Origin of the sequence: Stenotrophomonas maltophilia group sp. msm4 (genome assembly GCF_032025605.1) — a bacterium.
GTDB classification, from domain to species: Bacteria; Pseudomonadota; Gammaproteobacteria; order Xanthomonadales; family Xanthomonadaceae; genus Stenotrophomonas; species Stenotrophomonas sepilia.
This window is the reverse complement of sequence record NZ_JAVSKK010000003.1, coordinates 321,339-344,032: the sequence shown is the minus strand read 5'-3', so window position 1 is coordinate 344,032 and position 22,694 is coordinate 321,339. Positions and strand designations below refer to the sequence as shown.

The window sequence follows — 22,694 nt, the reverse complement described above, 5'->3', positions numbered from 1 at the left end:
GGACGATAACCCGGGAAGAGCCATGATTGTGTCGGAAAGCCGACACCGGGGAAAGCCGTCAGCCGACGATGGCGGCGCGATCGGCGGCGTTTCGCCTGCGGGGTTCAGCAATGTGGCGGCGACGTTCAGGCTGCGCCGCCGCCACACGGGCGCTTACTTGACCTTGGCGTAGGTGCCCTTCAGCGCGACACCCGCGAGGATGGCACCGGCGTAGCACTCGTAGTTGGTGCTGCTCTTGAACTCGTTCTTCTTGTAATAGCTGACGATGTCGACCACGGCGTTGGCGCCGCGCGACTTGGCACCGTCCTGCAGCGCGCGCAGTGCCGACAGCGCAACCCAGCGGCAGGCCTCGGCATCGCTCTTGTTGGCGGCGTTGGTCTTCTTGTTGGTCACGTCTTCGCCCAGGCGCTGCTGCACGCTGACCGGCTGGCCGGCCAGATAGAAGCGCACGCTGCCGTCGATGCCGGCGTCCTTGGCGGCCTGCGAATTGACCAGTTCCTGCAGGGACTGTTCGACACGCGTGTCGCGGGCGGAAGCGGTGGAAGTCAGGGCCAGCAGCGCGGTAGCCGTGGCGATCATGAGAGTGCGGCGCATCGGAACATCTCCTTGTCGAGGGTGCGGGGGTAACGGGAACGGTGTGTTGGCGCAGTGGATCACTCGCTCCAGCGGCGGAACACCAGCGAGGTGTTGATGCCGCCGAAGGCGAAGTTGTTGCTCATCACGTACTCGGCCTGCAGTTCGCGGCCCTGCCCGGCGATGAAGTCGAGCTGGCCACAGCGCGGGTCGACCTCGGCCAGGTTCAGGGTGGGCGCGAACCAGCCGGCACGCATCATCTGGATGCTCACCCAGGCCTCGAACGCGCCACAGGCACCCAGCATGTGGCCGACGTAGCTCTTCAGCGAGCTGATCGGCACGCGGCTGCCGAACACCTGTGCGGTAGCCTGGCTCTCGGCGATGTCGCCGTGGTCGGTGGCGGTGCCATGGGCGTTGACGTAGTCGATCTGCGCCGCGTCCAGGCCGGCGTCCTCCAATGCCAGGCGCATGGCCTGGGCCATGGTGTCGGCACTGGGCTGGGTGACGTGCTGGCCATCGCTGTTGGTGCCGTAGCCGACCACCTCTGCAAGGATGGTGGCGCCGCGCGCCTGCGCGTGTTCCAGGTCTTCCAGGATCAGCGTGCAGGCGCCCTCGCCCAGCACCAGGCCATCGCGGCCGGCATCGAACGGGCGAGGCGTGGTCTGCGGCGCGTCATTGCGCACGCTGGTGGCGAACAGCGTGTCGAACACCGCTGCAGCGGTGGCATCGAGCTGCTCGGCACCGCCGGCCACCATCACCGTCTGCTTGCCGCTGCGGATGGCTTCATAGGCCGCGCCCACACCCTGGCTGCCCGACGTGCAGGCGCTGGAGGTGGTGTACACGCGCCCGGACAGGCCGAAGAACACGCCGATGTTGACCGGCGCGGTGTGGCTCATCATCTTCAGGTAGGTGGTGGCGCTGATGCCATCCGTGGTGAATTCGTTGAGCATGCGCCCGAATTCGCCGGTGGCCTCGTGGCTGCCGGACGAGGAGCCATAGGCCACCCCGGTACGGCCACTGCGCAGCACCGGATGCTCATGCAGGCCGGCCTCGCGCAGCGCCACCTCGGTGGCGCGCACCGACATGATCGCGACCTTGCCCATCGAGCGGGTGGTCTTGCGGTTGTAGTTCGGCGGCAGCTCGAAGTCCTGCGCCGGCGCGGCCAGCTTGGTGTTCAGCCCGGCATAGACATCCCACTCGGGCATCGCACGCACCGCGTTGCGGCAGCTGCGCAGGTGTGCCTCGATGGTCGGCCAGTCGTGGCCGAGTGGACTGATGGCGGCGGCGCCGGTGACCACCACGCGACGATCGGCGGCCATCAGAGCATGCCTCCGTTCACCGAGATCACCTGCCGGGTGATGTAGCCGGCCGGTTCGGACAGCAGGAACGCCACGGTAGCCGCCACTTCGTCCGGGCGGCCAACGCGGCCGGCGGGAATCAGCTTGAGCGCGTGTTCAACCACTTCGTCATTGAGCATTTCGGTCTCGATCAGGCCCGGGGCCACGCAGTTGACGGTGATCTGGCGGCTGGCCAGTTCCAGCGCCAGGGCCTTGGTGGCGCCGATGATGCCGGCCTTGGCGGCACTGTAGTTGACCTGCCCGCGGTTGCCGGCCAGTCCGGAGACCGACGACAGGGTGACGATGCGGCCCGGCTTGCGCCGCCGCACCATCGGCATGATCAGCGGATGCAGCACGTTGTAGAAGCCATCCAGGTTGGTGTGGATGACCTGGTCCCAATCGTCCGCTGACAGCGCCGGGAAGGCGCCATCGCGGGCGATGCCGGCATTGCAGACCACGCCGTAGTACGCGCCGTGCGCTTCGACATCGGCCTCCAGGGCGGCCCGCGCAGACGCGCGGTCGGCCACGTCGAACACCAGCACGCGGGCCTGCTGGCCCAGTGCCTGGATCTCGGCGACCACCGCCTGTGCTTCATCCACGCGGCTGCGGCAATGCACCACCACGTCGAAGCCATCGCGCGCGATGCGCAGCGCGATGGCCCGGCCGATGCCCCGGCTGGCGCCGGTCACCAGCACGCTTCGATTCCCTGTCATGCCTGTCCACTCTCCAGATAGGCCATCGCGTCGGCCGGTTCGAACACCGAGACGTTGGCTGTCGCCCATTCTTCCTCGCCTGCCAGGATGCGGCAGGCGAACATCCCCAATCCATTGTCACCCAACAGCTCGCAGCGCGCCTGTATGCGCAGCCGCGAACCGCTGGGGAAGCTGCTGCGCGCGCTGCTGTAGCGGCGGCTGCCGAGCAGGAAGCCCAGCTGCGGTGGCCTGCCGGCCGCACGCGCGCGGCAACCGGCCCAGGCCGCGATGGCCTGCGCCATGTACTCGATGCCGACCCATGCCGGCACCTGGTCATCCTCGACGAACAGGCCGGCCTCGGGCACCACCAGTTCGGCCTCGATGGCGTCCTGGTCCCACTGCGTGATGCGCTCCAGCAGGCACATGTCCTGGCGGTGCGGCACCACGTCTTCGATCGCGTACAGCGTGTTCATCGACGCTCCAGTGCCAGCACGGCATTGCTGCCGCCGAAGGCGAACGAATTGCTCAGCACCCGCCGTGGCGGCTGCGCAAGGCGCGTGCCCGGTGCGACCAGCGGCAGCACCGGCAGTGCCGGGTCGGCCACGCCGTCCCACCAGTGCGGCGGCAGCAGCTGCTGCGGGTTCTCGGCCAGCACGATCCAGCACAGCGCCGCCTCGATGGCACCCGAGGCACCCAGAGTGTGGCCGGTCAACGGCTTGGTCGAACTGGCCGGCACGTGGCAGCCCAGCACCTGCGACACGGCCAGGCTTTCCATCGCATCGTTGTGGCCGGTCGCGGTCCCATGCAGGTTCACATAGTCCACTTCTCCGGCGGCCCAGCCAGCACGCTGCAGCGCCTGCTGCAGGGCATCGATGGCGCCCAGGCCCTGCGGGTCAGGGGCGGACATGTGGTGGGCGTCGGCCGACTCGCCCCACCCCGCCAGGCATACCGGGCCGGGTTCGCGGGTGAGCAGGAACAGCGCGGCGCCTTCGCCGATGTTGATACCGGTACGATGCTGCGAGAACGGATTGCAGCGTTGGGCCGAGACCGATTCCAGCGCGCTGAAGCCGGCCACGGTGAAGCGGCACAGCGAATCGGCGCCACCGGCGATCACCGCATCGACGATGCCGGCGCGCAGCATGCGTGCAGCCGACATCAGCGCCTTGGCACTGGACGAGCAGGCAGTGGACAGGGTCCATGCCGGCCCCTGTGCGCCACTGCGCTGGCGCACGAACTGCGCGGCGGTGCCCATTTCCTGCTGGGCGTAGTCAAAGCCCTGCGGCCACTGGCCCTGTTCGGCATGGCTGCGCAATGCCTGCTCGGATTCACCAATGCCCGAGGTGCTGGTGCCCAGCACCACCGCCACGCGCTCGGCGCCATGGCGGGCGATCGCCGCGGCCACTGCCGGCGCGATCTGAGCCAATGCCACGTCCAGCAGGGCATTGTTTCGCCCGCGCAGGGCCACCGGCAGATCATCCAGCGCCGGCAGCGGCGTGCGTACTTCTCCCAGCGCCAGGGTGCGCCCCGGCAACAGGCTGTCGTTGTCGCTGAGCCCGCCCGGCGCGTCGGCGAACAGTGCCGACGTCACTGCGGCGCGGCCAGCGCCGAGTGCACAGACCACACCCAGGTCGTTCAGGTAGATCGGTGCGCTCATCGGTCCGGCCCGGCCATGTCGATCGATTCGATGCGCAGCGCATAGCCTTCGGCGCGGTTGTCCAGCTGCACGCTGCCATCGTCCAGCCGCTGCAGGTGCAGCCACACGGTGCCCTCACGCGACAGGCTGCGCTGATGGCCATCATCACTGACCTGCCAGCCCGCCGGCAGCACGGCGGCAATGGCCGCGGTCGGCCACAGCGCGAACTGCAGGTCATCCAGCACGCGCTCGGCGCGCACCTGCGGTGGCAGCCATGGCGCGCGCTGCTGGGTCAGCTGCTGGCCGTCCCATTGCAGGCGCACGCCGGTCTGGCCCATCGCCTGCACAGCCAGCTGCACCTGCTGGGCGTCGGCTTCCAGCAGCGCGTCGAGATCGCGCTCATGCGTGCCGAAGCGGAAATGCAGCTGCTGCTGCAGCGCCAGCGGCGCCGGCAGGCTGGCTGGCGCCAGGCGCAGCGGCGGCAGTTCCACCTGCGGTTTCGGCATGCGGCCGGCACAGGCGGCCAGCAGCAGGCACAGCAGCAGGGCCGCAGTACGGAAGATCAGGCGCTGCACAATTCCTCCAGCACGCGCATGCGGCGACCACTTTCATCGGCCACATACGGATTCTTGGTGTCCCAGGCGTAACCGGCCAGGATGGAGCTGATCATGTCGCGCACTTCGGGCTGCTGCTGCGGGTGGTAGATGATCTTCTGGAAGCCGCCCTGGTACCAGCTTTCGACGAAGCGGCGGAAGGTCTTCACGCCCGCGCGCAGCGGGATCGAGAACTCGGCCTCCCAGTCCACGGCCTGGCCGGCATAGCGGCGCTTGAGGCATTCACTGGCGAGCTGCGCGGACTTGAAGGCAATGGTCACGCCGGAGGAGAACACCGGATCGAGGAACTCGCCGGCGTTGCCCAGCAACGCGTAGCCGGGCCCCCACAGCGAACTGACGTTGGCCGAATAGCCGGTGATCCGGCGCACCGGCAGCACCGCCCATTCGGCGTTGGCCAGCAGGCGGGTCAGGTTGGGGTCCTCGCCGACGATGGCCTGCAGCTTCTGCAGGTCGTCACCCTCGTAGCGCTCGAAGAACGACGGCTCGGCGACCACGCCCAGCGAACAGCAGCCATTGGAGAACGGGATCGTCCAGTACCAGACGTCGATGTGCTCGGGGTGGGTGGTGATCAGGATCTTGTTGCGATCGAAGTCCGCTTCGGCCGGAATGTTGTCGCGCACGTGGCAGAAGATCGCGCCGCGCACCGGGAAGTTGGACGGCGACTCCAGCTGCAGCAGCCGCGGCAGCAGCCGCGCGAAGCCGGAGGCATCGAGGATGAAATCGGCCTCGATGCGGTATTCACTGCCGTCCGGGCGACGTACCGTCACCGCCGGTTGATCGCCCGGCTCGACCGCAAGCACTTCGTCGCCGAAGCGCAGCGTGGTGCCCATGCGCTCGGCGCCGCGTGCCAGCACGTTGTCGAAGTCGGCGCGCTGCACCTGGTAGGTGGTGCCCCAACCCGGCGAGAACTTCTTCCTGAAATCGAACGCCGTACGCGCTTCGCCGTGCACGAAGGCGGCACCGTTCTTGTACTGGAAGCCCGCCTCGACCACGTCCTGCAGCAGGCCGGCCGCCTCGATGTACTCCATGCTCTGCGGCAGCAGGCTTTCGCCGATGGAGAAGCGCGGGAACTGCTGGCGCTCCAGCATCAGGACCTGGCGGCCCTGCTGGCGCAGCATCGCCGCGGCCACGGAACCGGCCGGGCCGGCGCCGATGATCAGGATTTCAGTGCGTTCGACAGCATCCACAGCAGTGTTCATCGGTGCGTCCTTGTTGCTCGATCAAATGGAAAGAAGGAAGTCGGAAAACAGGCTCAGGCCGGCGGCAGATCGTGCGGCGGCGGGCGGAACAGCGGCGAGATCAGCCAGACCAGGCCGATGCCGAACAGCAGGGTCAGGCCGAACGCGCGCAACGCCGGGGTCTGCGACAGGCCCAGCAAGCCGAACGACAGCCAGGTGCTGGCCGCGCCCACGCACACGGCCAGCCAGGCACTGGCGTCGCCGCGGTGCTCGATCAGGAAAATGCCGTAGTCGATGCCCATGCCCAGCAGCAGCATCAGTGCCAGCACGTTGAACAGCTGCAGCGGCTGGCCGAACAGGCCCAGCAGGCCCAAGGTCAATGCGCCGGCAATCAGGGTCGGCGCGAACACGCGCCAGGCCTGGCGGCGGTAGCGCAGCCACAGCGCGCCGAACACCAGCACGATGCCGACCAGCAGCAGCCCGCCCATCAGCTTGCGGTAGTGGCCCAGCAGCTGCGAGAAGTCGGCGGTGCGATCCACCCAGCGAACGCCGGGCAGGCCTTCGGCGGCACCGCGCAGGGTGGCCAGCGTATCCGCGCGCGACAGGTCATCGACCATCACCACGCTGATCATCTGCCCGCCGACCTCGCCCACCCACAGGTGCCGGAACGGCTGCGAGGCCGGCGAGGCCAGGAACGCTTCGGCGGTGAGTGGCGCGTCCGCGAACGGCGGTCGTTGCAGTGGCTCTCCCACGGCCTCGGACACGGCCGCAAGCACACCCGGTTCAACCTTCGCAGTCAGCGCCGCGTCGGCCTGCTGGCGCGCCGGCGACGGAAGCCAATCGCTGATCGCGCGATAGCCCCCAATGCGCTTCTGGTTGGCCAGTACGCGCAGGCGTTCGGTCAACGCTTCCTCACGCTGCAGCAACTGCGCCGCGTCGGTGCCCTGTACCAGGTAGAACTGTGCCGGGCTGGGCATGCCCAGCAGCTGGCTCAGGCGGATCTGCTGCGCCATCAGCGCGGGCGGCGACGATTGCAGGCTGCGCAGGTCGTCGTTGCTGTGCAGGCGGGCGATACCGATTGCAGCCAGTGCCAGCGTGATCACCACGAACACCGTCACCGGGCGACGGCCATGCAGGCGCGGGAAGCGCTCCAGCGTGTTGCCCAGCCACTGCGAGAAACGGGTCTGGCGGATCTCTCCGCCATCCAGCCACGGGAACCAGAAAATCACCGTGAGGAAGGCGGCGGCCAGGCCGACCACCGAGAACAATGCCATCTGGCGCAGGCCCGGGAACGGGGCCAGGCCCAGTGCCAGGTAGGCCAGCGCACTGGTCAGCAGGGCCAGCCACAGGCCGGGCAGCAGGTGCCGCAGCAGTTTCCAGCGACGATCAGCCGGTTCGGCCTGGCGCGAAGCGAACCAGTGGATGCCGTAGTCCTCGGCCACGCCCACCAGCGACGCACCAAACACCAGGGTCAGCACATGCACCTTGCCAAACACCAGCACGGTCACCGCCAGCGCCACGCCACAGCCGATCAGCAGTGAGGCGGCAACCAGCAGGATCGGTCGCAGCGAACGGAACGCCAGCCACACCAGCAGCAGCACCGCGGCCAGCGAGCCCCAGCCGATCGTGTTGATCTCCTGGTTGGCCTGCACCGCCGCCGCTTCGGCGTGCAGCGGCACACCCGCATGCAGGATTTCCAGTTCTGGCGCCGCCGCCCTGGCGGCCAGCCCGGCACGTTCCAGCAGGCCGTCGAGATGGCGCTCGCCGTCAAGCTGGAACGCCGACCCCGGCGTATCGAACTGCAGTACGGCCCAATGCCTGCCCTCGGCTTCGAGCAGGCCGTCATCGCCCAGCCGCAACCCCGACCCCTGCGCCTGCTGCTGCCACCATTGCGGCCACAGCGAGAGCGGGTCTTGCCGCCAATCGGTCAGGCGCGGTGCGCCCATCGGACCGTACAGCGCAGCCAACGCCTGCTCGGCCAACGCGCCCGGCTCGCTGCCCTGCAGCTGCTCGCGCTGGGCCGGGGTCAGCAGGCGGTCGCGGTACGGCGCGTAGAACGCGCGCGCCTCGTCGAACCAGCCTTCGATCGAACCGCTGGGCACCAGCAACGCGCTGTCGGCATCCGCCGCCATCGCCGCAGCGAACGCCGCCTGTGCGCGCTTGGCGGCGGCGCCATCCTTGCTGCCCAGCAGCACCACCACCTGGCGCGAGCTGCCGTCGGCGATGCGCCGGGTGACGTCACTCAACAGGCGGTCATGCGCGTCCTGCGGCAGCAGGGCGAGGATGTCGGTGTCGATCCGCGACTGCTGGCTCCACAGGCGCCATTGCTGCGCACCCAACACCAGCAGGAGCACCAGCCAGGCGATGCCCAGCCAGTGCCACCAGCGCCGCAACCGGTCCGGCCCGTTCGATGCTGCACCCTCACTCAAAGCGGCGTGCCTCGTCGGCGGTGAGCGTGGCCGGCGCTTCGCTCAGTGCACTGAACTGGATCTGCGTGCGGTCCTTGTTGGCCTCGACGATCTCGACCTGGCGCACGTAGCGGTCACCTTGCAGGGTCAGCGACTGGAACGCCTTGGCCAGCATCGCCGACTTCGGCGTCAGCCGCAGCCGCCAGCCCTGCCCTTCACGGCTGGCCGCCACGTTGAACTGGCCGGACAGCGCCTGCACGTCGCCACTCATCAGCGCGAACATGATCGCGTTCACCGAACGCATCGCCGGCTGCTGCCGTGCATCGAGCTCGACACGGGTGCTGCCATCGCGCTGGCGGCTGAGGATGCGGTCGGCGGTGACCACCACTTCGGAGGGGAACGGCTTGAGCGTGGTCCAGATCACGCCATGCTGGCGCGCGACCACGAAGCGGCCCTGCGAGCGCAGCGGGTTCTTGAAGCCGCTGACCTGCTTTTCCTGGCTGAACTGGCCACGCAGCACGTCCGGCCGCGCCACCGCCTGGGTGATCACATCGATGGCGGGGTCGGCGGCCTGCACCTGCGGTGCGGCAATGAACATCAGCGCGCACAGCAGCACGCTGGAAAGACGGACAAGCATGTTCACGGCGCAGGCACTCCCAGGCGTTCCCACAGTACCGGCGGGCACTGGTACAGCATTTCCCTGCTGGTCGCGTCCACCGCGACCTGGATGGTCATCGCACGGGTCAGCACCTGGCCGCTTTCCGCATCAAGGATCTCGTACTCGATCTTCAGCCGGTTCTCCCATTCCACGATGCGCGCAATCACGCGCAGCGCCTGGTTGAACAGCAGCGGGCGCACGTACTTCACCCGCGCATCGACCACCGGCCACAGGTAGCCCGATTCGAGCATCTGCGGATAGTCGTAGTCGTAGCGCCCAAACAGCGCGCAGCGCGCGATCTCGAAGTACTTGAAGTAGTTGCCATGCCAGACCACGTTCATCGGATCGCAGTCATGGAAGGCGGGGGTCAACGCAATTTCGCCAACCCGTTCAATAGCCTCATTCACCGGCATACAGCTCCCAACGTTGCGCGCGGATCTCCACCAGCAGTTCCCGCAGTTCGCGATCCAGCGCGCGGTCTTCTTCAACCAGGGCGATGCGCTGCCCCAGATCGGCGTACATGCCGGCCAGACTGCCATGCAGCTGCGCGTTCAGGCCAACCCGTTCGCGCAGCGCAAGGCCCTGGCGGGCGGCGATCAGCATTGCGGCCACCACCTGCTCGGTCAGCTCGATCACGCGCAGGCAGTCGCGCGCGGCGATGGTGCCCATGCTGACCTTGTCCTGGTTATGGCACTCGGTGGAACGCGAGAACACGCTGGCCGGCAGGGTCTGCTTCAGTGCTTCTGCGGTCCAGGCCGACACGCTGATCTGCAGCGCCTTCAGGCCATGGTTGATGGCCGCGCGCGGGCCGGTGGCCGCTGACAGGTTGGCCGGCAGGCCATGGTTGTAACGGGCATCCACCACCAGCGCCAGCTGCCGGTCGAGCAGGTCGGCAACGTTGGCCACGGTGTTCTTCAGGGTGTCCATCGCCAGCGCGATGTGGCCGCCGTAGAAGTGGCCGCCATGCAGGATGCGCTCGCCGTCGGCATCGATCAGCGGATTGTCGTTGGCGCTGTTCAGTTCGGTTTCGATCAGCTGGCGCAGGAACGGCAGGCTGTCCTCCAGCACGCCGATCACGTGCGGTGCGCAGCGCAGCGAATAGCGGTCCTGCAGGCGCTGTTCATTGCGTGGCGGACGCTCGCTGTGCAGGTCGCTGCGCAGGCGCGCGGCGATGCGGCCCTGGCCCGGGTGCGGCTTGGCCGCGAACAGGGTTTCGTCGAAGTGGTGCGCGTTGCCGTCGCTGGCCAGCACGTTGAACGCGGTCAGGCGCGTGGCCATCCGTGCCAGGTAGTCGGCGCGCTGCCAGGCCAGGCAGGCCAGGCCGGTCATCACCGCGGTGCCGTTCATGATCGCCAGGCCTTCCTTCGGCCGCAGCTTCAGCGGGGTCATGCCGATCTTCGCCAGCACCTCGGCAGCAGGCTGCACGCGGCCATCGTGCAGCACCTCGCGCTCGCCGCACAGCACCGCCGCCACGTAGGACAGCGGGGTCAGGTCACCACTGGCCCCCACCGAGCCTTCGGCCGGGATCATCGGCAGCACGTCGTGCTGCAGCAGCGTGGCCAGGCCTTCCAGCAGCGGCACGCTGACACCGGACATGCCACGCACCAGCGACGCCAGGCGCGCGGCCAGCACCGCACGGGTCTCGACCGGGTCCAGGTAACGGCCCAGGCCGCAGCCATGGTAGGTGTACAGGTGGTGCGGCAGTTCAGCCACCAGTGCCGGCGGGATGTTCACCGTGCACGAATCGCCATAGCCGGTGGTCACACCGTAGATCACGCCATCTTCGCGCAGCAGGCGGTCAAGGAAGTCGGCACCGCGCTGGATGTGCGCGCGGAACGCCGGCGCGTCGCTCAGTGCGGCCTCGCACTGGCGCTGGGCCAGGGCAACCACGTCTTCGATGGTCAACGGTGCATCGCCAAAGCGGCACACGGGTACGGCGTCAGTCGTCATGCGGAGCCTGATCCCAGAAGGGGAAGAAATTGAACCAGTCCAACGGGGACTGGATGACCTGGAGTTCCAGCCAGCGCGCGAAGCGCTGTGCCTGTTCGGCAAGTGCCGCGTCGCGCGAGCCACGCGGCAGCACGATGCGTTCGGCGAACTGTTCAAAAGCCACGCGGTAGCCCTCGCCCTGGTGCAGGCAGGCCATGGTGTAGACCGGGCAGCCCAGCGCCGCAGCCAGCACGTAAGCGCCGATAGGGAACGGTGCGCGGTGGCCGAGGAAATCGGCGGTGACACTGCGACCGCCCTGCACCGGCGTGCGGTCGCCGACGATGGCGACGAAGCCACCCGCCGCCACGCGCTCGGCCAGCATCATCGCTGTGGCCGGCCCCATTCCGGTCACCTGCACCAGCTCCACCGCCGCCAGCGGGTCCAGCCGCTGCAGCAGGCGGTTGAAGCGCTGCGCATGCGCGGTGTGCACCAGCACGGTGATGCGGAACCCCGGCACCTGTTCGGCCAGCACCTGGCACAGTTCCAGGCAGCCGATGTGCGCGGTGAGGATCAGACCGCCTTCGCGGCGCGCGATCTTCTGCAGCACCAGGTCGCGGTGCAGGTGGATACGGTTGGCCGGGTAGCGCCCGCCCAGGCCGAGGATCTTGTCCAGCATCGTGTCGGCGAAGGCGAAGAAGTGGCGCAGGCTGTCGCGCCGGGTTGGCGCGCGGCCGAGCACGCCGCTGTATGCCTGCAGCCGCTGCAGGTACTGCATCGAGGCCTGTCGCCCCACACGGTTACCCAGCCAATGGCAGGCCACCACCGGCCACGCGCACAGGCGGAATGGCCAGCGCCCGAACCAGCGGTGCACCCAGCACAGGAACAGCACGCCGGCCACCGACGTCGATTCGCCGATGTCGGCCCAGTGCGGGGCGTCCTGCGCGGTCGCCATCTCAGCGCTGCCCCTGCAGGCGGCGCCACAGCAGCCGCGGTGCGCGCCAGAGCATGCCGAAGAACAGGCGGGTGTGCATGCGGCTGATGCGCACGTTGTCGCGCCACACATCGAAGTGCGACACGCCATCGGCGGGATAGGTCACGCGCGTGGCCAGGTGCTCGACCGGCAGCTGGCGCCAGTACAGGCGCACCATCACTTCAGTATCGAAATCCATGCGCCGGCCGATGGTCTCTTCACCGATCAGGCGCAGCACCGGTGGCAGGGGATACACCCGGAATCCGCACATGGTGTCGCGCAGGTGCAGCGACAGCGTGTTGATCCAGACCCAGACGTGGGTGGCGTAACGGCCATACAGGCGTGCCTTGGGAACACTGGCGTCGTAGGCCGGAATGCCGCAGATCACCGCGTCGGGATGCACACGCGCGGCCTCGATGAAGCGTGGCAGGTCAGCGGTATCGTGCTGGCCGTCTGCGTCGATCTGCAGCACGTGGCTGTAGCCACGCGCGCCGGCTTCAGCAAAACCGGCCAGCATCGCCCCACCCTTGCCCTGGTTGGCGTCCAGGCGCAGCAGGTCGACGCCCTGGCGCTGTGCCAGCGTGCGCAGCACCGCCGCGCACGCCTCATGCGAACCATCGTCGACCAACAGGCAAGGCAGGCCAGCGGCCTGCACACCGTCGACCACCGCCACGATGGCGTGCTCGTGGTCGTAGACGGGAATCACCACCAGTGGCGCGAACGCGGCACCGGCAACGGCCGGGTCAGTCCGCATCGGCGAAAACCACCTTGCCGCTGGCATGCACACCGTGGCTGGAGGTATAGCGGAAGGCCAGCACGTTGCGTGCGGCATCCCAGTCCAGCTGCAGGGTCAACTCATCGCCGGGGCGGGCCACGTGCTGGAACTTCACCGCGTCCATGCGCAGGAACGCGCGCGGTATCGCAAATGCCTGGCGGCCGAAACGCATCGCCCAGTCCAGCTGCGCCACACCGGGCAGGATCGCCGCCTGCGGGAAGTGGCCCTGGAACGGCCGCAGCGCCGGGTCGAGGGTCATGCGCAGCGTGGCGCTGGCGGCGTCGCGGCGGTCCCAGACCGGCACCGGCATCAGTGGCTGGAACAGCGCCGCCAATGCCGCCTGGGTCACCTTGCCCTGCGCGTTGATCGGCAACGCCTGCACCAGGCGCCAACGGCGCGGCCGGGTCACCGCGTCATGCGCATGCGCCAGGCGCGCGCCCAGGCGTTGGCCCAGCGCACGGCGCGCGGCGTCGCCGCCCTCCAGCAGCGCCGGATCGGCCGGAACCACCACGGCGGCCAGCTGCTCGCGCTGCCCGGGCAGCACCAGCACGCGCACGTCATCCACTTCGGTGTCTTCGCGCAGCGCGCGTTCCAGCGCATCCAGCGAGACGCGGCGCTCTTCGATCTTGACGATGCGGTCGGCGCGGCCCAGCAGCCGGAAACGGCCATCGGCCAAGGCTTCCACGCGGTCCTGGGTGCGCCACCAGCCGGGAGTTTCCAGATGCGCCGAGGCCACCGCCAGGCAGCCGTCGTCGATCCGCCATTGCACACCCGGCAGCGGCTGCCACGGCGGCAGGTCGGTGTCCCAGCGGCGCCAGGCGATACCGCCGGTCTCGCTGCTGCCATAGACCTCGGTCGGCGCCACACCCAACCACTGCCGCACCTGTCGCGCCGCGTCCTCCGGCAGCGGGCCACCGGAGGAGAACACCGCGCGCAGGCGGCCATGCAGGCTGGCCCAGTCGAGCTGCTCGGGCAGGCGCTTGAGATGGGCCGGCGTCGCCACCAGCACCGTGTCGGTACCGGCCAGCGCACCCACCAGGTCTTCGTGGAAGAACCGACGCGGATGGATCAGGCGGCCGGCGGCCAGCGGCCACAGCACGCGGAACAGCAGCCCGTAGATGTGCTGGTGGGACACCGTGCCGTGCACCTGCGCGCCATCCAGCTGCGCAGCGAACGCGGCCTGCAGCGCTTCCACCTCGCGCGCCAGCTGGTCCAGGCGCTTGCCGATCGCACTGGGCTGGCCGGTGCTGCCGGAGGTGAACACGCACAGCTCGCAGGCGCGCTCGTCCAGCGCCTGCAGTTCGTCGTCCAGTGTGGCGTCCAGCGCCGCCAGCGGGCGGTAGTCGTCCGGTACGTCGCCCGCGAAACCGCTCACCTGCGGCTGCAGCGCCTGCAGTGTGGCCGGCAGGTTGTCAGCGGCCAGGAACACCCGCTTGCCGGCATGCCAGGCGCCGAACAGCGCCGCAGCGAAGGCCACGGCGTCATCGAAATACAGGGCCCAGTCGCGGCCTTCAGCCGCCGCAAAGGCGGCGCGCCAGCCCCGTACGCGCTGGCGGAAGCAGGCGTGGTCAACCATGTCTCCGTCGCACAGGCCGACGCTGCGCTGCGGCCGCGCCTCCAGCAGCAGCCGGTCCAGGGCAATCCACTCAGCCATGCGCGTGCGCCGCCTTCACCCGCCGCCGCACCAGCCACTCACCTGCGAACAACACGCCCATCATCACGTACGCCAACAATCCGTTGTAGAGCATCCAGGCCCGGTCCGACGCGTACAGCGCGGTCAGCAGGGCCAGGCTGCCGTTGAGAACGAAGAAGCCGCACCACACCTGGGTGACGCGGCGGGTATAGGCCACCGCGAACGGGGGCAGGTCCGGCTCCTGCAGCCGCGCCAGGCGCTCCACCAACGGCGGCCCGAAGCGCAGGCTGGTGCCGAACACCGCCAGCATCACCGCATTGACCAGCGCCGGATATAGCTTCAGCGGCAGGGCCTGGTTGAGCACGGTGGCCAGCACCGCCAGCAGGCCGGTGCCGGCGGCGGCGGCCCACCACAACGGCTGGCGCGTGCTCAGCGCACGCAGCAGGGCCAGGGTGAACAGCAGCAGCGACAGCCAGCGCGGCTCGAAGCGGCCCATCGCCAGGTACACCAGCAGCGGGTAGGCAAGCGAAATCGCTGCCACCACGACGGTACGTGCGCGAGCCATGGCGAAGCCGCCGGCGCTGCGGTCAGGCGGCTGCCTGGTCCGGCAGCAGTCCATGCACGACATCGACGATGTCCTGCACGGTGCGCACGGCCTTGAACGCTTCCGGCTGCAGGTTGCGGCCGAGCAGTGGCTTGAGCTGCACGATCAGGTCGACCGCATCGATGCTGTCGATGTCCAGAACGTCGCGTAAATCTCGGGAAGGCGCGACTCATACACCACGACCCGAACTTCGCGGGCGCCATCGGCGAGCAGACCGGCCGCTTCCAGGCAGGCGGTTTCGACCGTGGCCTGGCCGGCGGCCAGCGCCAGGTAGTTGCCACGGTGGCCGCGCGCGATCGAGTACAACGCAGCGATCGCGTTGTGCACCGACAGGCCGAACCCCGTTGGTGACAAGGGCTGATCATTGGACAGCGCCCCCAGCAGCTCCATCGAACGGGCCACGTCGCCGTGGCGGCTGGCGAACACCAGCGGGACCTGGTTGTCCGCCCCCTGCCCCTCCTCGCACCAGCAGGCAGCCTGGATCGCCATCCGGCCCAGCCGCTCGATGCGGCGGCGCTGCATTGCCGGGATCTCGGCCAGCGCCGGCGTGTCTTCGCCAACCGGCGGATACGGCGCATCGGCCCAGCCCAGCCACTGGCTACGCTCGCTCAGGCCGGGCGCCCAGGCAGCCCAGTCGACGATGGAGAATTCGATCATTTAGCGAAGGTGCTTCAACGGGAGAACAATAGGCACGAGCCATTACGGCGACGCGCGGCGGCCCCCCATTCCTGCAGCCGTGCGTCCGTCCAGGACGTCGCCGGCCGCCCCCCTGGCTGCCGGAAAGGAGCGCACGCTAGCACGTCCTGCACGGGGTGTGCAGGTTTCACATTCCCCAACACGGGAGCCGGCACCGGCGGCCCCCGCTTCAATCGATCAGTGGTAACCGGTATCGGCGTGCACCTTGCCACGGAACACCCGGTACGACCACGCCGTGTAGCCGAGGATGACCGGCAGCAGAATGACCAGCCCGACCAGGGTGAAGCCCAGCGAGGAGGCCGGCGCGGCGGCCTGCCACAGGGTCATCGACGGTGGCAGCAGGTAGGGCCACATCCCCAGCACCAGGCCGAGGAAGCCGAGCACGAACAGGGCCAGGCTGAGCAGGAACGGCGGCAGGTCACGGCGCGGGTGGGTGGCACTGCGCCACAGCGCAGCGGCTACCGCCAGGGTCAGCAGCGGCACCGGCGACAGCCACCAGAAGTTGCCGTCGCTGAACCAGCGCGCCATCAACCGCGAATCGAGGAACGGCAGCCAGCTGCTGACCAGGCCCATCGCCGCGATCACCGCCACCACCAGCGGCCGGGTCATCTGCCGCGCCAGCGCCTGCACGCGTCCCTCTGTCTTCAGGATCAGCCAGGTGCTGCCCAGCAGCGCATAGCCGGCCACCAGCGCGGCACCGGTCAGCATCGCGAACGGGCTGAACCAGGCGAACGGCCCGCCCTGATAGACACCGTCCACCAGCGGGATGCCCTGCACCAGCGTGCCCAGGATCACGCCCTGGGCGAACGTCGCCAGCAGCGAACCGAGGCCGAAGGCCACGCTCCACAGCCGGCGTGACCGATGTGCCTTGAAGCGGAATTCAAAGGCCACGCCACGGAACACCAGCGCCACCACCAGCACCAGCACCGGCAGGTACAGCGCCGACAACAGCACCGCATAGGCCTTGGGGAAGGCCGCCAGCAGGCCGGCACCCCCCAGCACCAGCCAGGTCTCGTTGCCGTCCCAGATCGGCGCGGCGGTGTTCATCATCAGGTCCAGCTGCTCCTCGTCCTCGGCGAAGGGGGCGAGGATGTCGATGCCAAGAACGAAGCCGTCCAGCACCACGTACATCAGCACGCCGAAGCCGATCACCGCGAACCACGCCACCGGCAGCCAGGTCATCAGGTCCATGTCAGCGCTCCTCCAGCGGTTCGTCGGCTGCCGACAGCGGGCGCGCCGGGGTGTGGCTGCCGTGGTCCAGCGACGGCCCTTCGGCGTAGGGCTGCGGTCCGTGGCGCAGGATCTTCACCAGGTACCAGATGCCCCAGCCGAACACGAAGGCGTAGCCAACCACGTAGACGCCCAGCGACAGCGCGGTCATCCACGCGCTCTGCGGGCCGACCGCATCGGCGGTGCGCAGCAGGCCATACACCACCCACGGCTGGCGCCCCATCTCGGTGACGAACCACCCCGACAGCAGCGCGATGAAACCGCTGGGCAGCATCCAGTTCCAGCCGCGCAGCAGCCATGGCGAATCGAGCAGCTTGTTGCGCCACAGCTGGAAGGCCGACACCCAGGCCAGCAGCAGCATCAGCGTGCCCAGCCCGACCATGATGCGGAAGGCAAAGAACACCGGCGTCACCGGCGGCCGCTCGCTGGCCGGTACCGAGGTCAGCGGGTCGAAGGTGCCGTCCAAGCTGTGGGTCAGGATCACGCTGCCCAGCTTCGGGATGGCCACTTCGAAATCGTTGCGCTCCTCCTTCTCGTTGGGTAGCGCGAACACCACCAGCGGTACGCCCTCGCCTTCCCGGGTCTCATGCCAATGCGCTTCCACCGCCGCGATCTTCATCGGCTGGTGCTTGAGCGTGTTCAGGCCGTGCATGTCGCCGACGAAGATCTGCACCGGCACGGTCAGCGCGGCGAATGCCACGGCGGCGATCAGCATGCGCCGGCCCGCTTCCACGTGCGTGCCCTTGCGCAGGTACCACGCGCCCACGCCACCAATCACGAAACAGGTGGTAATGAACGAGCCCAGCGCCATGTGCGCGAGGCGGTAGGGGAACGAAGGGTTGAACACCACCTGCCACCAGTCCACCGGATGCACGATGCCGTTGACCATCTCGTAGCCGGCCGGCGTGTGCAGCCAGCTGTTGGACGACAGGATCCAGAACGTGGAGAACAGCGTGCCCAGCGCCACCATGCAGGTGGACAGGAAATGCAGGCGCGGCGAGACCCGGCCCCAGCCGAACATCATCACGCCGAGGAAGCTGGCTTCCAGGAAGAACGCGGTCAGCACCTCGTAGGTCAGCAGCGGGCCGATGACCGTGCCGGCCACCTCGCTCAGCCGCGGCCAGTTGGTGCCGAACTGGAAGGCCATGACGATGCCACTGACCACGCCCATGCCGAACGACACCGCGAAGATCTTCTGCCAGAAGAAGTACAGCTCGCGCCACACGGGCAACTTCGTGCGCAGCCAGCGCCACTCGATGAAGGCCAGCCAGCTGGCCGTGCCGATGGTGAAGGCGGGGAACAGCACGTGGAAACTGATGACGAATCCGAACTGGATCCGGGACAACAACAACGCGTCCAAGGGACGCCTCCTGCCTGCGACCGGTGGGATACCGGACCACTTTAGGAGGATTTCGTTAAAACGGGATGCGACCGGGTGACGCGCTGCTTCACTTTGTCGCAGGGGTCAACCGTTCTGGTAGCTGCCAACCTTGGTTGGCACACACGCCCAAACGCCGACCCAGGTCGGCCTCTACCCACCGCGATTGGAGCGGCCCCTTGCCCGGCGGGTGCCTCAGTGCCAGAAATACCAGGCCGCCGCAGCCAGCAGGGCGCCAAACAACAGCACCTGCACCACCACATAACCCACGCCACCGTCGCGCGACTCAGCGGCAATGCGCTTCTGCAGCGCCTCGCTCACATCCGGCGTGTCTTCCTGCTGTGCCTGCTCACGCAACGCCTGTGCCAGCGCGCGCGCTTCCGCATCGCGAGGGTCGGTCGGTGGATTCACAGCAGCTCTCCGGCGGTGGCATGCCGCGTCAGTTCCTGCTTCAGGATCTGGCGCGCGCGGTGCAGATGGCTCTTGATGGTACCGCGCGCCAGCCCGGTCACCTGTTCGATCTCGGCCAGATCGAAATCCTCCAGGTAATGCAGGCCGACGATCAGGCGCTGCGGCGGACTCAGCCGTTCCAGTGCCGCGCCGAGCTGGCGCCCGGCCTGCAGCGCCTCGCTCAACTCGGCCGGCCCGGGGCCTTCATCGCCGATCCCCAGATCCTCCGGCACCTCCACCGCCACCATCCACTGCGCCTCCAGCCGCCGCCGGCGCAGGTGCTGCAACGCCGTGGTGTAGGCGATCCGGGAAACCCAGGTGCGCAGCGAGCATTCAAAACGAAACCGATGCAGCTGGCGGAACACGGCAAGGAAAGTTTCCTGCAGCAGGTCGGCGACCTGGTCGCGGTCGCCCACCATGCGTCCGATCACATGCGCGCAGGTGCGCTGGTGGGTCTCCACCAGCTGCGCGAAGGCCGACTGCGAGCCATCGATGATGGCCCGCACCAGGGCCTGGTCCGCGTCCAGCGCTTTGGCGGGGGCCGCCGTCGCCGCCGTATCCTCGCGGCGACGGCCCCGCAGTGCCGACAGCGCTTCGCCGAGCAGGCTCATGCGCGGGGCGCCCCCTGTGCCCGTGGCATGCCTGCCTCAGCCCTTGCGTGCGGCAGGCCGGGTGAAGTGCCAGGCCAGCAGCTGGCCGAGGCCGGCACTGCCGACCAGCGCGGCGGCGGCGCCAAAGGTCAGGTCACGGGCCCCGATGGCTTCCAGCATGGCCATGGCCAGGGCCAGGCAGACCAGGCTGATGCCCCAGCGCAACGCACCCTGGCGGCGGCGCTCTTCTTCCAGCACAGCCAGCGAGCGGATCACTTCCTCCGGTACGTGCGGGGCCACCAGCTTGCTGCGCGCGCGCGCATCTGCAATGGCATGGATCGCGTAGGCGATGCAGATGAAGAGGGTGATCGGGATCAGTTCCTGCATGGTCGGGCTCCTGTTCGGTGGATGATGCGGGTTCAGGAGAATGGATGCGCGACCACGGCAACCGGTTGCGCCACTTTGCCAATGCCGCTGCCATGACCTGTGGCCCCTGCCCCCGGCCCGGACGGCTGCTACCCTTGCCCGGTTTCCTCTTCTGGTGCCGTCCGCCCATGTCCCGAGTGCTGCCCCTGTCCCTCCTGCTGTCGGCCGTGCTGGCCGCACCGGCCGCGCATGCCGCGCCGACGCCGATCACCATCGAACAGGCCATGGCCGACCCGGACTGGATCGGTCCGCCGGTCGAGAAGGCCTGGTGGTCGTGGAACAGCCAGCAGGTGGAATACCAGCTCAAGCGCAACGGCAGCCCGGTGCGCGACACCTTCCGCCAGCCGGTGGCCGGCGGCGTGGCCGCGCAGGTGGCCGATGACCAGCGCGGTACCCTGGACGTCGCCGATCCGGTCTACGACCGCAGCCGCAGCCGCAGCGCCTTCGTGCGCAATGGCGATGTGTTCGTGCGCGACCTGCGCAGCGGCGCGCTGACCCAGCTGACCCGCAGCAACGAGCGCGCGGGCAACGTGAACTTTGCCGCAGACAACGGCGTGATCTGGCGCGTCGGCCAGAACTGGTTCCACTGGACCGCCGCCAGCGGCGTGCAGCAGGTGGCCAGCCTGAAGGCCGAGAAGGACCCGCGCACGCCGCCGAAGGCCGACGTGCTCCGCGACCAGCAGCTGCGCACGCTGGAAACCCTGCGCCGCGACCGCGAGCAGCGCGAGGCATTGAAGGACCAGGACCAGCGCTGGCGCCAGGCGGATCCGACCCGCGCACCGGGCCCGGTCTACCTGGGCGCCGACGTCGAGATCGGTGACAGCGTGCTGTCGCCGGACCTGACCCACCTGATCGTGGTGACCAAGCCGAAGGACTTCGACGACGGCCGCACCAGCAAGATGCCGCTGTACGTGACCGAGTCGGGCTACGAGGAAACCGAGGACACCCGCACCCGCGTCGGCCGTAACGGCTTCGAGCCACACACCCTGTGGTACGTGGATGTGCGCACCGGCAAGGCCGAGAAGGTCTCGCTGTCCGGCCTGCCGGGCATCAGCACCGACCCGCTGGCCGAACTGCGCCGCAAGGCCGGCAAGGATGCGCTGAAGGGCGAGCGCAGCGTGCAGGTGATGAGCGACTTCATGGGCGGCGGCATCCGCTGGAGCGCCGACGGCCAGCAGGCCGCGGTGATGCTGCGCGCCAACGACAACAAGGACCGCTGGATCATCAGCGTCAATGCTGCCGACGGCCGCGTGCAGAACCGCCACCGCCTGACCGACAACGCCTGGATCAACTGGGGCTTCAACGATTTCGGCTGGATGGCCGATGGCCGCACGCTGTGGCTGTTGTCCGAGGAATCGGGCTTCTCGCACCTGTACACCCAGGCCGGCACCGCCAAGCCGCAGGCGCTGACCAGCGGCAAGTGGGAAACCTCGGCGCCGGTGCCGTCGGCCGATGGCAAGGGCTTCTACTTCCTGTGCAACCAGCAGGCGCCGCATGACTACGAAGTCTGCGCGGTCGACACCGGCAGCCGCCAGGTGCGCGAGCTGACCAGCCTCAACGGCGTGGAGGATTTCTCGCTGTCGCCGGACGGCCAGCAGCTGCTGGTGCGCTACTCCGGCGCCTACCTGCCGCCGCAGCTGGCGGTGCTGCCCAGTGCCGGTGGCCAGGCGCGCGTGCTGACCGACACCCGCACCGCCGACTACAAGGCACGCCAGTGGATCCAGCCGAAGCTGGTGGCAGTGCCGTCCAAGCATGGTGCCGGCGTGGTCTGGGCCAAGTACTACGAACCGGAAAACAAGGAACCGGGCCGCAAGTACCCGATCGTGATGTTCGTGCACGGCGCCGGCTACCTGCAGAACGTGCACCAGCGCTACCCGGCCTATTTCCGCGAGCAGATGTTCCACAACCTGCTGGTGCAGAAGGGCTACATCGTGCTGGACATGGACTACCGCGGCAGCGAGGGCTACGGCCGCGACTGGCGCACGGCCATCTACCGCAACATGGGCCACCCGGAACTGGAAGACTACAAGGACGGCCTGGACTGGCTGGTCGACACCCAGCAGGGTGACCGCGACCACGCCGGCATCTACGGCGGTTCCTATGGCGGCTTCATGACCTTCATGGCGCTGTTCCGTGCGCCGGGCACCTTCAAGGCCGGCGCCGCGCTGCGCCCGGTGGTGGACTGGCACAACTACAACCACGGCTACACCAGCAACATCCTCAACACCCCGGACATCGACCCGGAGGCGTACCGCGTGTCCTCGCCGATCGAGTACGCGCAGAACCTGCAGGACAACCTGCTGATCGCCCACGGCATGATGGATGACAACGTGTTCTTCCAGGATTCGGTGAACCTCACCCAGCGCCTGATCGAACTGCACAAGGACAACTGGTCGATCGCCCCGTACCCGCTGGAACGCCACGGCTATGTGCGTGCCGATTCCTGGCTGGACCAGTACAAGCGCATCCTCAAGCTGTTCGAGCAGAACCTGAAGTGAGCAACGCCGCAGCCACGATCCGGATCGTGGCTGCGGTCATCCTGGATGACCGCGGCCGGGCGCTGGTGGTGCGCAAGCAGGGTGCGCGCCGCTTCATCCAGCCCGGTGGCAAGCCCGAACCCGGCGAGGCGCCCCTGCAGGCGCTGGCCCGCGAGCTGGACGAGGAACTGGGCGTGCAGCTGCGCGCCGATGCCGCCATCGCGCTGGGCACGTTCGAGGACTGGGCTGTGAACGAGCCCGGCCACCGCGTGCAGGCACAGGCGTGGTGGGTGCAGGTGGACGGTGCGCCGCAGGCGCGCGCCGAAATTGCCGAACTGGCCTGGGTGCCGCTGCAACCGCCGCATGGCCTGCCCTTGGCACCCTTGAGCGAACACCATATCCTGCCGGCCGTCGCCACCCGGGCGACGGCCCGCTGAGCAGGC

General features: G+C 68.6%; 23 protein-coding genes and 1 pseudogene. 2 read left to right on the top strand and 22 right to left on the bottom strand.

The window, feature by feature from the left end; translation table 11 throughout:
* Positions 1-153 precede the first annotated feature (153 nt).
* The 22 genes and pseudogenes from ROV93_RS15825 to ROV93_RS15720 all read right to left on the bottom strand — a co-directional run bounded on the left by ROV93_RS15825 (position 154) and on the right by ROV93_RS15720 (position 19,735).
* Positions 154-594 carry a hypothetical protein gene (locus ROV93_RS15825; protein ID WP_005420284.1) on the bottom strand — a complete coding sequence of 147 codons (441 nt, stop codon included), beginning with the start codon at positions 592-594 and terminating at the stop codon, positions 154-156.
* Positions 595-653: 59 nt separating this feature from the next.
* Positions 654-1,892 (bottom strand): beta-ketoacyl-ACP synthase, encoded by a 1,239-nt coding sequence (locus ROV93_RS15820; protein WP_072168055.1) that lies wholly within the window; start codon positions 1,890-1,892, stop codon positions 654-656.
* Positions 1,892-2,623, bottom strand: a complete 732-nt coding sequence (locus ROV93_RS15815; RefSeq protein WP_049416034.1) for a 3-ketoacyl-ACP reductase FabG2 — start codon at positions 2,621-2,623, stop codon at positions 1,892-1,894. The genes ROV93_RS15820 and ROV93_RS15815 overlap by 1 nt, the downstream gene beginning before the upstream one ends.
* Complete coding sequence (locus ROV93_RS15810) at positions 2,620-3,075, bottom strand: hypothetical protein (RefSeq protein ID WP_072168056.1); 456 nt, start codon at positions 3,073-3,075, stop codon at positions 2,620-2,622. The genes ROV93_RS15815 and ROV93_RS15810 overlap by 4 nt, the downstream gene beginning before the upstream one ends.
* On the bottom strand, positions 3,072-4,256 hold the full coding sequence (locus ROV93_RS15805; RefSeq protein WP_072168057.1) for a beta-ketoacyl-ACP synthase: 1,185 nt from the start codon (positions 4,254-4,256) through the stop codon (positions 3,072-3,074). The genes ROV93_RS15810 and ROV93_RS15805 overlap by 4 nt, the downstream gene beginning before the upstream one ends.
* On the bottom strand, positions 4,253-4,810 hold the full coding sequence (locus tag ROV93_RS15800; protein WP_065177844.1) for a DUF3261 domain-containing protein: 558 nt from the start codon (positions 4,808-4,810) through the stop codon (positions 4,253-4,255). The genes ROV93_RS15805 and ROV93_RS15800 overlap by 4 nt, the downstream gene beginning before the upstream one ends.
* A complete protein-coding gene (locus tag ROV93_RS15795) occupies positions 4,798-6,048 on the bottom strand; it encodes an NAD(P)/FAD-dependent oxidoreductase (protein ID WP_072168058.1) in 1,251 nt (416 codons plus the stop codon). The genes ROV93_RS15800 and ROV93_RS15795 overlap by 13 nt, the downstream gene beginning before the upstream one ends.
* Before the next feature lie 53 nt (positions 6,049-6,101).
* A complete protein-coding gene (locus ROV93_RS15790) occupies positions 6,102-8,456 on the bottom strand; it encodes an MMPL family transporter (protein ID WP_180890617.1) in 2,355 nt (784 codons plus the stop codon).
* On the bottom strand, positions 8,449-9,072 hold the full coding sequence (locus ROV93_RS15785; protein ID WP_172412127.1) for an outer membrane lipoprotein carrier protein LolA: 624 nt from the start codon (positions 9,070-9,072) through the stop codon (positions 8,449-8,451). Before ROV93_RS15785 ends, ROV93_RS15790 begins: the two co-directional genes overlap by 8 nt.
* A gap of 2 nt (positions 9,073-9,074) precedes the next feature.
* Positions 9,075-9,506: an acyl-CoA thioesterase gene (locus ROV93_RS15780; RefSeq protein WP_180890618.1), complete on the bottom strand. Its 432-nt coding sequence runs from the start codon at positions 9,504-9,506 to the stop codon at positions 9,075-9,077.
* Positions 9,493-11,043, bottom strand: a complete 1,551-nt coding sequence (locus ROV93_RS15775) for an aromatic amino acid ammonia-lyase (protein WP_072168061.1) — start codon at positions 11,041-11,043, stop codon at positions 9,493-9,495. The genes ROV93_RS15780 and ROV93_RS15775 overlap by 14 nt, the downstream gene beginning before the upstream one ends.
* Positions 11,033-11,974 (bottom strand): acyltransferase, encoded by a 942-nt coding sequence (locus ROV93_RS15770; protein WP_088497001.1) that lies wholly within the window; start codon positions 11,972-11,974, stop codon positions 11,033-11,035. The genes ROV93_RS15775 and ROV93_RS15770 overlap by 11 nt, the downstream gene beginning before the upstream one ends.
* Position 11,975: 1 nt before the next feature.
* Positions 11,976-12,746: a glycosyltransferase family 2 protein gene (locus ROV93_RS15765; RefSeq protein ID WP_065196793.1), complete on the bottom strand. Its 771-nt coding sequence runs from the start codon at positions 12,744-12,746 to the stop codon at positions 11,976-11,978.
* Positions 12,736-14,421: an AMP-binding protein gene (locus ROV93_RS15760; protein WP_312540352.1), complete on the bottom strand. Its 1,686-nt coding sequence runs from the start codon at positions 14,419-14,421 to the stop codon at positions 12,736-12,738. Before ROV93_RS15760 ends, ROV93_RS15765 begins: the two co-directional genes overlap by 11 nt.
* Entirely contained in the window at positions 14,414-14,965 is a 552-nt protein-coding gene (locus ROV93_RS15755) for a membrane protein (RefSeq protein ID WP_049416044.1), read from the bottom strand. Before ROV93_RS15755 ends, ROV93_RS15760 begins: the two co-directional genes overlap by 8 nt.
* Before the next feature lie 22 nt (positions 14,966-14,987).
* The gene (locus ROV93_RS15750; protein WP_312540706.1) at positions 14,988-15,110 is read right to left on the bottom strand and encodes a hypothetical protein; all 123 of its coding nucleotides are present in this window, start codon (positions 15,108-15,110) and stop codon (positions 14,988-14,990) included.
* A gap of 32 nt (positions 15,111-15,142) precedes the next feature.
* A pseudogene (locus ROV93_RS15745) lies at positions 15,143-15,661 on the bottom strand (beta-ketoacyl synthase chain length factor); the annotation flags it as partial.
* Between the two features lie 216 nt (positions 15,662-15,877).
* On the bottom strand, positions 15,878-16,891 hold the full coding sequence (cydB, locus tag ROV93_RS15740; RefSeq protein WP_312540351.1) for a cytochrome d ubiquinol oxidase subunit II: 1,014 nt from the start codon (positions 16,889-16,891) through the stop codon (positions 15,878-15,880).
* A 1-nt stretch (position 16,892) separates the two neighbouring features.
* A complete protein-coding gene (locus ROV93_RS15735) occupies positions 16,893-18,290 on the bottom strand; it encodes a cytochrome ubiquinol oxidase subunit I (protein ID WP_072167807.1) in 1,398 nt (465 codons plus the stop codon).
* A 213-nt stretch (positions 18,291-18,503) separates the two neighbouring features.
* Positions 18,504-18,719: a hypothetical protein gene (locus ROV93_RS15730; protein ID WP_053498343.1), complete on the bottom strand. Its 216-nt coding sequence runs from the start codon at positions 18,717-18,719 to the stop codon at positions 18,504-18,506.
* On the bottom strand, positions 18,716-19,369 hold the full coding sequence (locus ROV93_RS15725; protein WP_088496996.1) for a sigma-70 family RNA polymerase sigma factor: 654 nt from the start codon (positions 19,367-19,369) through the stop codon (positions 18,716-18,718). The genes ROV93_RS15730 and ROV93_RS15725 overlap by 4 nt, the downstream gene beginning before the upstream one ends.
* Positions 19,370-19,405: 36 nt before the next feature.
* Entirely contained in the window at positions 19,406-19,735 is a 330-nt protein-coding gene (locus ROV93_RS15720) for a hypothetical protein (RefSeq protein WP_072167805.1), read from the bottom strand.
* 167 nt (positions 19,736-19,902) lie between these two features.
* Here ROV93_RS15720 and ROV93_RS15715 point away from each other — a divergent pair, with 167 nt between their 5' ends.
* Complete coding sequence (locus tag ROV93_RS15715) at positions 19,903-22,272, top strand: S9 family peptidase (RefSeq protein WP_072167804.1); 2,370 nt, start codon at positions 19,903-19,905, stop codon at positions 22,270-22,272.
* Positions 22,269-22,688 (top strand): NUDIX domain-containing protein, encoded by a 420-nt coding sequence (locus tag ROV93_RS15710; protein WP_005420325.1) that lies wholly within the window; start codon positions 22,269-22,271, stop codon positions 22,686-22,688. The genes ROV93_RS15715 and ROV93_RS15710 overlap by 4 nt, the downstream gene beginning before the upstream one ends.
* The last annotated feature ends 6 nt before the right edge of the window (positions 22,689-22,694 follow it).